Genomic DNA, 14,153 nt, shown 5'->3' with positions numbered 1-14,153 from the left:
TCAATCCATTGTTCGAGAACCATGACGCGTTTCAATTCTTCTTTTGTCAAGGTGATCATCTGCTCCTTGCTCATACTGACATTTTCTCGGAACAATTACACCCTGACAATATCACAGCACAACAACAGCGTCATTACCCTTAACAAGCAAAAATGGGGACGGCATGCGCCATCGTCCCCCAAAACCTATGTCCTTTAACCCCTCCCGGACCATCTCATTCGATCCCACCGAACAAGGTTCTCCAACAGCAGCGCCAGCAGGATGCCCATCAGCAGGCCATTGCTGACAAGGGGCCGGACCAAGGCAGGAATCGGCTCAAAATAAGATGCCGGCATGGTCATGATGACGATCCCAACAAACAAAGGGATGGCCGAACGGTAGATGTTTGCCGTGTTCCATTCCACCTGCCGGAAAAAATTCCACGACGAAAGCAGAAGCTGCAGATAAGCAACAAAAAGGACAGCGCTGCCGACACTCAGGGGCAGCCGGGTAAGCCACTGGCCGAGCCACGGGACAATCCCCATCACAATAAACATGAAGCTCCCGAGAATGAACGGAAGCCTGCGGAGGACGCCCACCTGCTGAAGAAAGCCGATCGAGGATACATAAGGCGCATAGGGAACCAGGCCCAACAGACCCGAAAGGCCGACAAACACTCCGGTGATGGACAATGACGCGCGATACACCGCCGGCCCCGTCTCCGACCGGTACATCCCTTCCGTTCCTTTTAAGGCGCCAAACGTGTTGGCCAGATTGAGCAAACCGGCAAGCACCGCCGTCACGATGATGCCCGCATCCCACGCAGGCGCTCCGAACGGAAACGGTTGCATGCGAAAAGGCGGAAACGGGCCAACCGCCTCATCCGATTGAAAAATCTGAACAAAAAGCGCCCAGCCGGCGATCATTCCGATGAGCAAGGCATACCGGCCAATCCTCGGCGGAGTCTTGATATTGATCAAAATCACGCCGATCACCACAACCAGTGAAAGCAGCGAGACGGCCACATCGATCTGCGCGCTTTCCGATGCTTCCCCAGCCGGTGCATGCCCAAAAGGTATCCCCAACATGCCCTTCAGGAAAATTCCGGCCAGCTGGCATCCGAGCAAAAACATGAAGACGCCCATCACAGCCGGGTTAAACAGCCGGGCCAGATGATAACCAAGGCCACTCAACCCGATCAACAGGGTCAAAGTCCCCGAAATGACGATGCCGATGCCCAGGCTTCCACCCAACGTTTCCAGTGATACGCCCTGCGCGGAAGCGGTGGAACAAAGCGACAGGATCACGCCCCACCATAGCCCAGACTGTCCTTCCATAATCGCCCGCCGGTGGCCAAAAAGCGCCTGCATCATACAGGCCAGCCCCGTCACCACAAATGAAATCTGAAGCAATGAGGCAATCTTCCCTTGCTCCAGCCCAAAAGCCGCCCCCACGGAAATGGGGATCACAACAATGTTGGTAAAGAGGAAGACGAGCCATTGCAGGCCGAGGATCCAGTTGCTGGCCTTGAACAAGTCCTTCAACCTGAATAAGTCACTTTTGAACAGAGGGCTCACACGGATCACCGCTCTTCAAGGTCTGCCAGATTTTTTCCTCCCAAGACGCCAAACATACAGGAGTTGAGGGATTGTAAGTAGAATGATCATGGTTAGCAATTTTGTTTTACGGAAAGGATGAACAACGATGGCGTCCTCCGAGCCGATTCGACTTCAGGCCATCACGCTGCACCATCTGAAAATGCCGCTCGTCACCCCGTTTCGCACCAGTTTTGGCGCGTTTTCCGAACGGGAACTGCTGCTCGTCGAAGCTGTGGATACGGACGGGGTAAGCGGCTGGGGAGAGGTGGTGCCTTTTACCGCACCCTTTTACACCGAGGAGACACTGACCACCGCCTGGCACATTCTGCGGGACTTCCTGATTCCGGCCCTGCTCGCTTCCCCCTTGGATCATCCCGATTCCGTGCCGCGGCGCCTGGCCCACGTCCAGCGGCATCACATGGCCAAGGCCGGCTTGGAAGGAGCCGTTTGGGATTTGTACGCCAAAAAAAGGAACCTCCCGCTTGCCATCACCTGGGGCGGAGAACGGAAAGCCATCCCTGTCGGAGTCAGCATCGGGATCCAGGAGACCATCCATGAACTGTTCCGAAAGATCGAACAATACCTGGAAGCCGGATACCGTCGCGTCAAGCTGAAAATCGAGCCTGGACGCGATCTCGAGATCATCCGCCAGGTCAGGCAGCGCTACCCCGGCCTGATGCTGATGGCAGACGCCAACGGCGCTTACACGCTGGCTGATCTGGACCGGCTGAAAGCGCTGGATGACTATGAACTGTTGATGATCGAAGAACCCTTGCCCGCCGGTCACCTGCTGGATCACGCCACACTGCAGCGGCATCTCCGCACGCCCCTGTGCCTTGACGAGAGCATCAGCACCTTTGAAGAAGCGCGGCTGGCACTGACGCTGGGAAGTTGCAAAATCGTCAACCTCAAGCTGGCCCGCGTGGGCGGTTATGCCGAAGCGCGCCGCATTCACGACCTCTGTCTCCAACAACAGGTCCCCGTCTGGTGCGGCGGCATGCTGGAGTCGGGCGTCGGCCGGGCGCACAACATCGCCCTGGCTGCCTTGCCCGGCTTCACCTTGCCCGGCGACATCTCCGCCTCCAAACGGTATTGGCAGGAAGACATTATCGAACCTGAGGTGACGGTCGACGACGGACAAATCCTCGTGCCGGAATCTCCGGGGATGGGCTACCGGGTTGCCCTCACCCGGCTTCGAAAATACCGGCAGGCGTCTGAAACCTTCCGCGCCCCATAGCGGTTACAAACCACCCTCCAACAGCCATTGCCGCAGCTGGTGGCGGACCAGTTTGCCCGAGGCATTGTAGGGCAGCTGCTCCGTCCGGCAGATTTTTCGCGGCACTTTATAGGAGGCCAGCCGCTCCCGGCAGAAGGCGATCACCGCCTGCTCATCCAGTTCCACGCCGTCCCGGACCCGGACCACGGCCACGGGCACCTGTCCCCACTGCTCATCGGGGACACCCACCACACCCGCCTCCACAATGTGCGGGTGGGCAGAGAGAACCGCCTCCACTTCCGCCGGGTACACATTTTCACCGCCCGAGATGATCAGATCATGGCGCCGGTCCAGGACGTACAAAAACCCTTCGTCATCCAAATAGCCGAGGTCACCGGTGTGGAGCCAGCCGTCCCGGATCGCCTTCGCCGTCTCCTCCGGCCTCCCGAAGTAACCGGCCGTCACATTGGGGCCGCGGATCAGAATTTCGCCAACCTCTCCCGGCGCCGTTTCTTCGCCATCCGACGCAATCCGAAGCTCTACAGAAAACAGGGGTTTGCCGGCCGAGCCCAGTTTGCGCAACGCCTCATGGGGAGGCAGCGTCACCACCTGCGAGGCGGTTTCGGTCATGCCGTACGTCTGGACCACCGGAATCCCCCGCTCCGCGCACGCTTCCAAGAGCGTTCGGGGAGCCGGCCCCCCGCCCAACAGGACACAGCGCAGGTGTGACGGGTAGGGCCTGTTCCCCTGCGCCTCCAGCATCCGCCGGAGCATGTTGCTGACCACCGAAATGATGGTCACTTTTTCCTCTTCAATCACCCGGTTCACCTCGTCCGGGTCAAAGCCGGGAAGAAGCACCATCGGAATGCCCAGGATGACACTGCGCATGAGGATCGAAAGGCCGCTCACATGAAACAGCGGCACACAGGCAAGCCACCGGTCATCCGGCAGGTTGCCGAGATTCAACGCCGAGCCGGTGGCGCTCCACCAATGGTTTCCATAGGTCAGCATGGCTCCCTTGGGTTTGCCTGTCGTGCCCGATGTATAAATGATGCAGTGAACCTGGTTGCGGTCCAGATATTCCAGAATATGGGATTCGCATTCAGAGTGACGAGCGCCGGAATGATCCCGATGGCCGGTCTGGCGCAAAAGAGGCCTGCCCTCCAGCACCTGTTCCAGCTGAACCGCCTTCAAATCGGGAAACCGTTCCAGCAGCCCCGCCGCCTTCCGTTCATGGGCTGCGTCATAAAAAAACAGGTGCGGCTTGACATCCTGCACCTGCCATGCCAGTTCGCTGACGCTCAGCCTCAAGTTGAACGGAACCAGCACGGCGCCCCGTTTCATCAAGGCATGAATCAGGGTCACCAGATGCGCTCCGTTCTGGCAAAGCACCGCCACCCGATCCCCGGTGCCCACGCCGAGCCGGGCCAGTTCCTGGGCCAGCTTGCGCGCCCGGCTCTCCAGTTCGGCAAAGGTCCATCTCACCTCGCCCGCAATGAGCGCCAGCTTCCCTGGGGAAAGCGTCGCCTGCCGGGCCAGCCAGTTGGGCATACGGCTTTGTTCCAACCTTTTTCCTCCTTCCGTCCATCAGGGAAAACGGGGAAACTTGGAAAAATCGGGTTTTCTCTTTTCCAGGAAGGCGTTTTTTCCTTCTTTCGCCTCGTCCGTCAAGTAATACAACAGCGTGGCGTCACCCGCCAGTTGCTGGATGCCCGCCAGCCCGTCCGTGTCGGCGTTGAAGGCCGCCTTCAGGAAACGGATGGCCGTCGGGCTCTTTTCCAGGATCTCTTTCGCCCACTGGATGGTTTCTTCCTCCAGTCTCTCCAAAGGCACCACCGCGTTGACCAGCCCCATCTCCAACGCTTGTTGAGCGGTGTATTGCCGGCACAGGTACCAGATTTCCCGCGCTTTCTTGTGTCCGACCACCCGGGCCAGGTAAGTGGCGCCATATCCGGCGTCAAAGCTGCCCACTTTCGGCCCCGTCTGGCCGAATATGGCATTGTCGGCGGCAATGGTCAGGTCGCACACCAGATGAAGCACATGCCCGCCGCCGATCGCGTACCCGGCCACCATCGCGATCACCGGTTTCGGCAGTGTCCGAATTTGCCGCTGAAGATCCAGTACGTTGAGGCGCGGCACCTGATCTTTTCCGACATATCCGCCGTCCCCGCGCACCCGCTGATCGCCGCCGGAACAGAAGGCTTCCGTCCCTGCCCCGGTCAGGATCACGACGCCGATATCGCTGTCATCCCTGGCGGCGGCAAAAGCATCCATCATTTCCATCACTGTCTCGGGCCGGAAGGCGTTTCTCACCTCCGGACGGTTGATCGTGATCTTGGCGATGCCTTCATACGTTTCATACAAAATGTCGTTATAAGTTCGCGCCGTTTTCCATTCCACAGCCATTTGGCAATCCCTGCCTTTCCTCCTGATAATCTGATGATGAAAGGATTGATTTTGCGGTTTCAGTCCTCGGTTGCAAGTTCGCCACCTTTGCCTCAGCCGATGGGATGTTGTTGTCCCAGGAAAGCCAACACCTCCGCTTGAAACCTGGCCGGCTGTTCCAGGTGGACGGCATGTCCCGCCTCCCGGATCGGATGCCATACGCCACGCGGAAGCTGTCCCACCATCCATTGTGCCAAATCGCCATACTTTTCATCAAGTTCGCCGGTCAGGAGCAGCACCGGCATCTGCAATTCCCGCAAACGCGCATGCAAGGGGGCTTGGACGCCTGCTCCCATCCCGCGCAAACTACCCGCCAGACCCTGGGGCCGTTGCGCGAGCCGCTGTTCCCGCAACCGCTGCCGGGCCGCCGACGGCAGGGACTTCTGGCTGGCAAACAAAGGAAGGTCTTCCCAGTAGGCGGCAAACCACTGGATCCCCTTTTGCTCAATCTGCTGCGCCAGCCGCTCATCCTGCTGACGGCGGGCCTCGCGTTCCTGCGCATCGGCAATGCCCGGGGAGGCGCTTTCCAGGATCAATGCCCTTACCCGTTCAGGCGCGGCCAGAGCGAGGTGAAGCGCCACCCGGCCGCCCATGGAGTAACCCAGGAGGTGAAACGCTCCGATCCCCAGCTGATCGAGAATCGACAGCAGATCGTGCACCACCCGCTCCATTCGGTAGTATTTCAGGTCGGCCGGCGCATCCGTCCGTCCGTGACCGGGCAAATCGACGGCCAGCACCTGATAATGCCTGCTCCACGCTTCGACGAAAGGACTCCAGGTTTCCGTGCTCCCGGTAAAGCCGTGCAGCAGGAGCAGGGCTTGACCCTCCCCCGCCCGCTCCACGTAATACTTCATGTCATTGATCCGAAGAATCATCTTCCCGCCTCCATCCGATTCGTCTACAGGGAGGCTTCCAGCGCCTGGGCCACTTCCCGCCAGATCTGCCGGTGAGCGTTCAGGTTCGCATCACGCCGGCTGGGCACCTCGATCACGGACAGGCCGCCTTTCGCGAGGCTCGTGCGCACTGCCTGGGAAAACTGCTCCCAGTCATCCACGCGACGGTAACATCCGCCGTACATCTTCACCGCCGGTTCAAAGGAGAGACCGTGCGGCGTGCCGAACAAAGCCTCGAAATGTTCAGGATGTTCCGCTTGCGGCAGAAAAGAAAAGATCCCGCCGCCATCATTGTTGACCAGGATCACCGTCAGGTTCAGCCGGTGCAATTTGGCTGCCAAAAGCCCGTTCAAGTCGTGGTAAAACGACAAATCGCCAATCACCAGAATGACCGGTTCTTCCCCCGCCGCGCTGGCTCCCAGCGCACTGGAAACCACGCCGTCAATGCCGTTTGCCCCACGGTTAGCCAAGAAGAACAGTTCCTTTTGCAGGGTGGGAAAAAAGCTGTCCAGATCCCGCACCGGCATACTGTTTCCCACGTACAGCAGGCAGCCTTCCGGAAGCAGGCCGGCCAGTTCGGGAAACAGGCGGCCTTCAAACAGGCCGGTATCCGCATCACCCGCAACGGTATCGGCATCGGACATCGTGCGCTCCACCGTCCTGCGCGCCAGCCGGTTGGCTTTCTGCCACCAGGAAAGCCACTCCCCGCTGGATTTACGCCCCTCAGGTGCCGACTCTCCGCGGTTTTGCTTTTGAGCCGCTTCATCCAACTGCACACACAACCGCTCACAAACCCAGGCCGGATCCGCCTGGAGCACTTCCGCTGCTGAAAAGACGGGATCGTGCCACATGGCGTGGCCATCCACCACAATTTGGCGGGCATCCGCATGGCGGCTCAAATACTGCAGCAACGGCTTGGACACCGGCAAGGCCCCAAAACGAAGCACCACTTCCGGTTTGGCCTTCTCCGCAAACGCGGTCACCCGCAACAGGGCATCATACATCTCCACCACCGCCGAAAGCGGATGGCGGCCGCAACGCACCTGTGAAAGCGGATCAGCCAGAAGCGGGTACTGGAGCCGCTCCGCCAGTTTGCCGACCGCCCGGGCAAAAGCGGGATCGGTCTGCGGACCGCAGACGATCACGCCCCGTTCTGTTCCGGACAACCATCCGGCCAGGCGCTTGATCGTCTCATCGTCAAGCACCAGGCGGCCGCTCCTGACCGCCACATAAGGCGCCTCCCCGCCGCTTCGCAGCTTCCCGTCGTGCCATCCGTCGGCGGGATTTCCCAAACGCCTTCCGTCACGGCATTCTTCTCCACAGTCTCCCTGCGGCATCCTGCCGCCTGACCACGGATCCTGCTCACCGGAAGCCATCTCAGGCGGCGGTTCCGGAACCAGCGGTTCACGAAATGGAAAATTCAGATGAACCGGTCCGGGGAAACTCCCCTGTGCCAACGCCACCGCCTTGGCGGCCACGGTCCGCACATAACGGAGCAGTTCAGGCGACGTTTCCGGCAGTGCCATCTCCATGAACCATCGGACATGCCGGCCGTACAGATGCACCTGATCAATCGTCTGCGGCGCTCCCGCATCCCGCAGCTCCGGCGGCCGGTCAGCCGTCAGGACCACAAGCGGCACACGGGCGTAATGGGCCTCTACCACTGCCGGAGCAAAGTTCACCGCAGCCGTGCCCGATGTGCAGAGCAAAGCGACCGGTTCCCGCAACCGTTTTGCCATGCCGAGCGCGAAAAAGGCGGCTGAACGCTCATCCAGATGCAGCCAGCAGCGAATGCGCGGATGCTCCGCAAGCCGCATCGCCAGCGGCGTCGAACGGGAACCGGGACAATACACCACATGGCGCACACCGTTTCGGGACAACTCTTCTATAAAGGCATTCAGGTAGACGTACATCGCCTGTGACCGGTTCATCGCCCAGCACTTCCAATCGCATACAACATAGGAAACATTTTCAACCGCGTCTCTTCCCATTCTTCCTGCGGATCGGAATTGCCCATGATCCCGCATCCGGCAAACAACACCGCCTCATCCTCCCTTATCAGCGCCGAGCGGATGGCCACTGCAAACTCCCCGTTTCCTTCGCTGTCCAGCCATCCGACCGGTGCCGCATACCATCCCCGATCCATCTGCTCCAACTCACGTATCCGCGCCAACGCCGCCTCGCGAGGGTATCCTCCCACGGCCGGTGTCGGATGCAGGGCCTTCACCAGCGTCAGCAAATGATGTCCCGGCCGCAGCCGTCCGGTGACCGGTGTATACAGGTGCTGAATGTCCCGCAGCTTCATCAGGACCGGCTCTGCCGGCACCTCCAGCGCGGAACAGGACGGGGCGAGGGCTTCCCGAAGCATCTCCGCCACAACGGCATGTTCCGCCCGGTTTTTCGCATCGGCCAGCAACAATGCGCCCAACCGCTCATCCTCCGCCGGCGTCTTGCCGCGGGCAACCGATCCGGCGAGGCATGTCGCCCGAACCTCTTGCCTTTCCACTTCCACCAGCCGCTCGGGTGTCGCTCCGAGAAAACAACTTGCGCCGCGGCGGACAGCAAACAGGTAACAGTCACGCCCCTGGCGCTGTCGCAGCGCCTCTAAGATCACCGCCGGGAAAAACGGCTGTTCCGCTTTCAGAACCAAATCCCGCGCCAGGACCACTTTTTTCAGATGTCCATCCCGTATCTCTTTGGCCACCTGTCTGACAGCCCGTTTCCAGGTTTCCGGATCCCTTTCATGAACGGACAGGCCGCGGCCTTGCAGCCATTCCTGCAGATCGGCACGCGCATCCTGCATGTCAGCCGCTGTCCCATGCGCCGGCGCGCCATCTGCCAACCCCCCATGCATCCCTGACGGCTGCCGCAGGTCGCCTTCCTGCACCCAGCGCCAGCCTTGTTCGGCCCAGGCCATCAGCTCCGTTTCCTCATCCTGAGGCAATACGAACCGGTTGACAGACAACCACCCCTGATCTTCCCGCCAGGTATACAGGTATTCCGGCAGGACAAAACAGACGCCCGGAAAATCCCGCCACAACGGACTGCTCGCTTTGAGCGGATCAAACGAAAAGCCGCCAAGCAGGACAGGTCCTAAGCCCGGCTCTCTCGGGCCTTCCCTCAGTCCCGCCGACAGCCACTTTTGCCAGCTTCGGAACAACTTCTCACAACGATCTGCGTTTACAACGCGGTCCGCTTCATCTCCTTCATCTTGGCCATGCTCTTCCATGGCAGCCGCCTGCCCCAGGCCTACCAGGCCAAAGCGGCCCCCTGCCTTGGCCCAAAAGAACACCTTCTCGTTCCGTACCCATCCCTTGCCAAACAGGGAGATGGGATCAACCGGCTCCGGGACGGGAACCGTTCCGCCAACCAGCACCGCCTCCCCCTTGCACCTGGCCAGCTCCCTTCCCCTCAGCAACAAAGCGCCCAGTTGTCGCGATGCACTGACACCCACATTGGAAAGTGTCATTCCCGTCATTCCTTTCAGCACACTCCAACTACTACAATAAAACGAGCCCTGGTGGGTGTCAACTTTCAGCAAACCAACGCCGGCCCTTGGGATAGCGGTTCTTGATCTGTCCGTTGCTGGCCTTTCCCCATCCCAACGGAAAACCGTCCGCGACAAGCAGGACCCATCCGGAAAAACCTTCCCCCGCTTCCTGGAGAAGCAGGCTCTCGCCGCGCAAATACCGAATCGCTTCCGGCTGCCCCCCTGCCGTTTCCAGGGACAGCTCATACCGTTGCCTGACATCGGCCGGCGCGAGAGCCAGCGAGAGGGCATGCGCCGGCTCCAGGCGTTCCTTTTTCAACGTTCCCAGATGCAAGCCCGGCCGCAAGATCCGGAAGCCTGGCATGAAAGCGGCCAAATCCACGCCTTGGACATCCGGCAGCACGTACACTTGGTCTTTATACAGACAGAGCCGCTCCGGCGCGGCCAACTGTTCCGGATCCAGCGTCAAGTATTCCCGTGCAAATTCCGCAAAGCGCTTCCATGCCTCCTGATAGGACAATCCTGGATACCTTGGCTGAGATTTGCGCCCCTTTCTTTTTTCCTTCCATGCCAAGGCTTCTCCCGGATGGGCATCCCCGCTGCGCTCCAATAACGCGATGAAATGTCCCTCCCCTCGCAGGCGGTGCGGCCAGAGGCGGGAACAAAGCGCCAGTTCCTCTCTGCCGTTCCACCACTGGGGGCAACCCGGATCAAAATGATCCGCCAGATGATGCGCCACCAGACGGAAATCGCCGTGGCGGTCAAGAAAGCGGGCCACCGTCCCCTCGTTTTCCTCCGGCGCAAACGTGCATGTGGAGTACACCATTTTCCCGCCTGGTTTTAGCATGTTCGCCGCCGCGGCCAGGATTTTGTCCTGAAGCTCCGCATAGAGGCGGATATGAGCCAAAGACCAAGCGCCACGCGCATCCGGATCTTTGCGGAACATCCCCTCCCCCGAACAGGGAGCATCAACAATGATCTTGTCAAAAAAAGCGGGAAAGCGGGCCGCCAACCGCTCCGGCGACTCACTGGTCACCAGCACATTCCGCAGTCCCATGCGTTCCACGTTCTCTGAAAGCACCTTCGCCCTTTCCGGATGAATATCGTTGGCCACCAGCAGTCCCTCTCCCCGCAGCGCCGCTCCCGCTTGGGTTGCTTTCCCTCCTGGGGCGGCAGCCAGATCCAGGACCTTTTCACCAGGCTGCACGCCCAGCACTTCCACCACCGCCATCGCGCTCGGTTCCTGGATGTAATACACTCCGGCGGCATGGTAGGGGTGCTTGCCTGGGCGGTCGGTTCCCGGATAATAAAACCCCGTCGGGCACCACGGCACCGGCTCCAGCGGGAAAGGGCTTCGGGCCAGCCACTCCTGAGGCGTGATCTTGAGCGGATTGATCCGCAGGCCATAAACCCGTTCCTCCCGATAGACGCGAAAAAAGGGCTCCGCATCATTTCCCAGCCAGTGTTCCATCCGCTTGATGAACTCTGAGGGAAGCTTCGTCAGCATCCTATCACCTTCGTCCGTTTTCGCGAAACAACTTGCAAGACACGCTTCACCAGTCGTGATACAATGAAACTATCTTCTTTTGTTCGTGCGGCGAAAAAAAGCATACAGAAAAACCATGATACAGAGAAACCTTCCGCAGAGAGGAGAATCGGCTTGGAAGTTGCGGCAAAGCCGGACCCGGCGGTCAAACCCACACTGTACAACATTTTGCTGGCCATCAGCCTGGTCCACCTGTTCAATGATACCATTCAGGCGGTGATCCCCGCCATCTTTCCGATCCTGCGGGAATCGATGCACCTGACTTACCTGCAACTGGGGCTCGTCGCCTTTGCGCTCAACATGACCGCATCGATCATGCAACCGGTGGTCGGATGGTACACAGACAGGCACCCCTCCCCTTACATGCTGCCGATCGGCATGTTTTTCACCATGTGCGGGATGATTGGCCTGGCGTTTGCGCCCAATTTCAGTTTTGTTCTGGCTTCGGTGATCCTGGTCGGCCTGGGCTCAGCCGTCTTTCACCCGGAAGGCTCCCGCGTGGCCTACCTCAGCAGCGGCCAGCGGCGAGGCCTCGGCCAATCCATCTTCCAGGTCGGCGGAAACAGCGGCCAATCGCTGGCGCCTGTGATGACAGCCCTCGTCTTCGTCAATCTTGGGCAATTCGGAGCCATCTGGTTCGCCATCCCGGCGGGCATCGCCATCCTCGTGATGATGTACATCGCCTCCTGGTACAGGACACAGATGCACCGGCTGGAACAAATGAAGAAAAAAACAGCGGCCAACCCTTCCCCGGAGGCTGATCTGCAAAACGCATCCGCGCACCGGCGCAAGCTGCGGCTGGCCATGTCGCTCTTGATCGCGTTTGTCTTCGTCCGTTCATGGTATCACGCCGGCATTACCAACTTTTATCCGTTCTACCTCATCGAGCAGTACGGCACGACGGTTAAGGAAGCGCAACTCTACATCTTTCTGTTCCTGGCTGCGGGCGCACTGGGCACCTTTTTGGGCGGGCCGCTCGCCGATCGTTTCGGCAGACGGAACATGATCCTCTTCTCGATGCTGGGTTCTGCGCCGCTGTCCCTGCTCCTGCCGCACGTCAATGCCTTCTGGGCCTATCCGTTGTCGCTCGTCATCGGATTTATCGTCCTCTCCAGCTTTTCGGTGACGGTGGTCTACGCGCAGGATCTGGTACCCGGCAAGGTGGGGACCGTCTCGGGGCTGATCATCGGCTTTGCCTTCGGCATGGGAGCGCTGGGCTCGGTCGCCCTGGGCGGACTGGTAGACTGGCTTGGGGTAAAAACTGTGATGATCGGCTGCGGTTTTCTGCCGCTCTTGGGCATCGTCTCCCTGTTCCTGCCTTCCGATAAAAAACTGGAAGAATGGGCGTCAGTGGAGGGAAAATGATATCATGCAGAGGAAAAAATGGCCATCCCTTCTCGAAGTTTTCATCGTGTCCACGAAGCTTGGCCTCACCTCGTTCGGCGGTCCGATCGCGCATCTCGGTTATTTTCACGAAGAATACATCCGGCGCAAAAAGTGGCTGGACGAGCGCAGTTACGCGGACCTCGTCTCGCTTTGCCAATTCCTTCCCGGGCCCGCAAGCAGCCAGGTCGGGATCGGCATCGGGATCATGCGTGCCGGACTGCCGGGCGGGATTGCCGCCTGGCTAGGCTTTACCCTCCCATCCGCTTTGGCGTTGATTCTGTTTGCGCTGTTTTTTCAAAACGTTGACGCGGCAAACACCGGCTGGATACACGGCTTGAAAATTGTCGCCGTGGCTGTCGTGGCCCAAGCCATCCTGGGCATGGGGCAAAAACTGACGCCCGATCGCGCCCGCATCACGCTGGCCATCGGCGTGGGCGTGACGACGTTGATATGGCCAAGCGCATTCAGCCACGTCGCGCTGATCATCCTCGCCGGGGCGGCAGGGATCGTTCTTTACAGAAACCGCGACGTCAAAAACACAAGCGGCGAGGCCCTGATGCGCGTTCCGGTTCGCCGCTCCACCGCCATCGTCCACCTGTCCCTCTTTTTCATCCTGCTGTTTCTCCTGCCGCTCTTGCATCATCTCACTTCCTTACACTGGCTGGCTGTTTTTGACAGCTTTTACCGGGCAGGTTCGCTGGTCTTTGGCGGCGGGCATGTCGTATTGCCATTACTCGAAAGGGAACTCATTCCTTCCGGTTGGATGAGCCGTGAAGCATTCTTGGCGGGATACGGCGCCGCTCAGGCCGTTCCGGGCCCGTTGTTTACCTTTGCCTCATACGCCGGGGCAGTCATGGGCGGATGGTTTGGGGCAGGTGTCGCCACCATCGGCATTTTTTTGCCTGCTTTTTTGCTGGTCGCGGGCACCCTGCCATTTTGGGATGCGATCCGCCGAAAACCGCGCGTGCAAGGGGCAATGAATGGAGTGAATGCGGCTGTCGTCGGCATCTTGCTGGCCGCTTTTTACGATCCGATCTGGGTCAGTTCGATTCGCACCCCTGCGGACTTCTCCCTTGCTGCGATCCTCTTTGCCATGCTCGCTTTTTGGAACCTGCCGCCTTGGATCGTGGTGCTGACAGGCGCCCTGGGCGGAACGTTGATGCAATGGCTCGCGTAAAAAAGAGGCCGCCCGCAAAGGTTTGACCTTCGGGAGCAGCCTCACTTCTGACAAGTCATGCCCGTCGTTTCAGTTGGCCTTTTTCTGCTCTTTCTTCAAATCTTCCATGATTTCATCAATTTCCATGATCTTCAGGACGATTTGCTGTTTTTCTTTATCGCTGGCCGATTCCCACTCGGACAACAACTGGTCTCTCTGCAGCGTGTAACGTTGCACTTCACTCAGCATGGTTGTTCCACCTCTCGTTTTTATATAATAATTATCTCCAGTTTCCAATCTTTTAACCGATCGCACTTTCATTATAACAAAAATTACGTCGATTGTTGCGCCGAGTTTTTGAATACTTTGTTAAATATATGTTATTTAAATGTGTTTTCCACATGGGTTTTCCACGCGCAACATGCCCATTCCCGGATTGTGCTA

10 protein-coding genes are annotated in these 14,153 nt (G+C 59.1%); 3 read left to right on the top strand and 7 right to left on the bottom strand.

Annotation, left to right across the window (positions count from 1 at the left end):
- Positions 1 to 194: 194 nt before the first annotated feature.
- Entirely contained in the window at positions 195 to 1,523 is a 1,329-nt protein-coding gene (locus BAA01_02120) for a uracil/xanthine transporter (protein OUM86173.1), read from the bottom strand.
- 178 nt (positions 1,524 to 1,701) lie between these two features.
- Here BAA01_02120 and BAA01_02115 point away from each other — a divergent pair, with 178 nt between their 5' ends.
- Positions 1,702 to 2,814 carry an o-succinylbenzoate synthase gene (locus BAA01_02115; GenBank protein ID OUM86171.1) on the top strand — a complete coding sequence of 371 codons (1,113 nt, stop codon included), beginning with the start codon at positions 1,702 to 1,704 and terminating at the stop codon, positions 2,812 to 2,814.
- A gap of 3 nt (positions 2,815 to 2,817) precedes the next feature.
- Here BAA01_02115 and BAA01_02110 read toward each other — a convergent pair whose 3' ends face one another.
- The 6 genes from BAA01_02110 to BAA01_02085 form a co-directional block, all read right to left on the bottom strand.
- A complete protein-coding gene (locus tag BAA01_02110) occupies positions 2,818 to 4,344 on the bottom strand; it encodes an O-succinylbenzoate-CoA ligase (protein ID OUM86172.1) in 1,527 nt (508 codons plus the stop codon).
- A gap of 36 nt (positions 4,345 to 4,380) precedes the next feature.
- On the bottom strand, positions 4,381 to 5,199 hold the full coding sequence (locus tag BAA01_02105; GenBank protein ID OUM86143.1) for a 1,4-dihydroxy-2-naphthoyl-CoA synthase: 819 nt from the start codon (positions 5,197 to 5,199) through the stop codon (positions 4,381 to 4,383).
- A 92-nt stretch (positions 5,200 to 5,291) separates the two neighbouring features.
- The gene (locus tag BAA01_02100) at positions 5,292 to 6,113 is read right to left on the bottom strand and encodes a 2-succinyl-6-hydroxy-2,4-cyclohexadiene-1-carboxylate synthase (protein OUM86142.1); all 822 of its coding nucleotides are present in this window, start codon (positions 6,111 to 6,113) and stop codon (positions 5,292 to 5,294) included.
- Positions 6,114 to 6,136: 23 nt separating this feature from the next.
- On the bottom strand, positions 6,137 to 8,062 hold the full coding sequence (locus tag BAA01_02095) for a 2-succinyl-5-enolpyruvyl-6-hydroxy-3-cyclohexene-1-carboxylic-acid synthase (protein ID OUM86141.1): 1,926 nt from the start codon (positions 8,060 to 8,062) through the stop codon (positions 6,137 to 6,139).
- Positions 8,059 to 9,609, bottom strand: a complete 1,551-nt coding sequence (locus tag BAA01_02090; protein OUM86140.1) for a hypothetical protein — start codon at positions 9,607 to 9,609, stop codon at positions 8,059 to 8,061. Before BAA01_02090 ends, BAA01_02095 begins: the two co-directional genes overlap by 4 nt.
- 49 nt (positions 9,610 to 9,658) lie before the next feature.
- Positions 9,659 to 11,128: a hypothetical protein gene (locus BAA01_02085; protein OUM86139.1), complete on the bottom strand. Its 1,470-nt coding sequence runs from the start codon at positions 11,126 to 11,128 to the stop codon at positions 9,659 to 9,661.
- A 153-nt stretch (positions 11,129 to 11,281) separates the two neighbouring features.
- Here BAA01_02085 and BAA01_02080 point away from each other — a divergent pair, with 153 nt between their 5' ends.
- A complete protein-coding gene (locus BAA01_02080; protein OUM86138.1) occupies positions 11,282 to 12,532 on the top strand; it encodes a Fosmidomycin resistance protein in 1,251 nt (416 codons plus the stop codon).
- A 4-nt stretch (positions 12,533 to 12,536) separates the two neighbouring features.
- A complete protein-coding gene (locus tag BAA01_02075) occupies positions 12,537 to 13,730 on the top strand; it encodes a ChrA protein (protein ID OUM86137.1) in 1,194 nt (397 codons plus the stop codon).
- Positions 13,731 to 14,153: the final 423 nt, after the last annotated feature.

The sequence above is a fragment of the Bacillus thermozeamaize genome, from assembly GCA_002159075.1.
Lineage (GTDB): Bacteria > Bacillota > Bacilli > ZCTH02-B2 > ZCTH02-B2 > Bacillus_BB > Bacillus_BB thermozeamaize.
The sequence above is the reverse complement of the archived record's forward strand: the minus strand, read 5'-3'. Positions and strand labels throughout refer to the sequence as shown.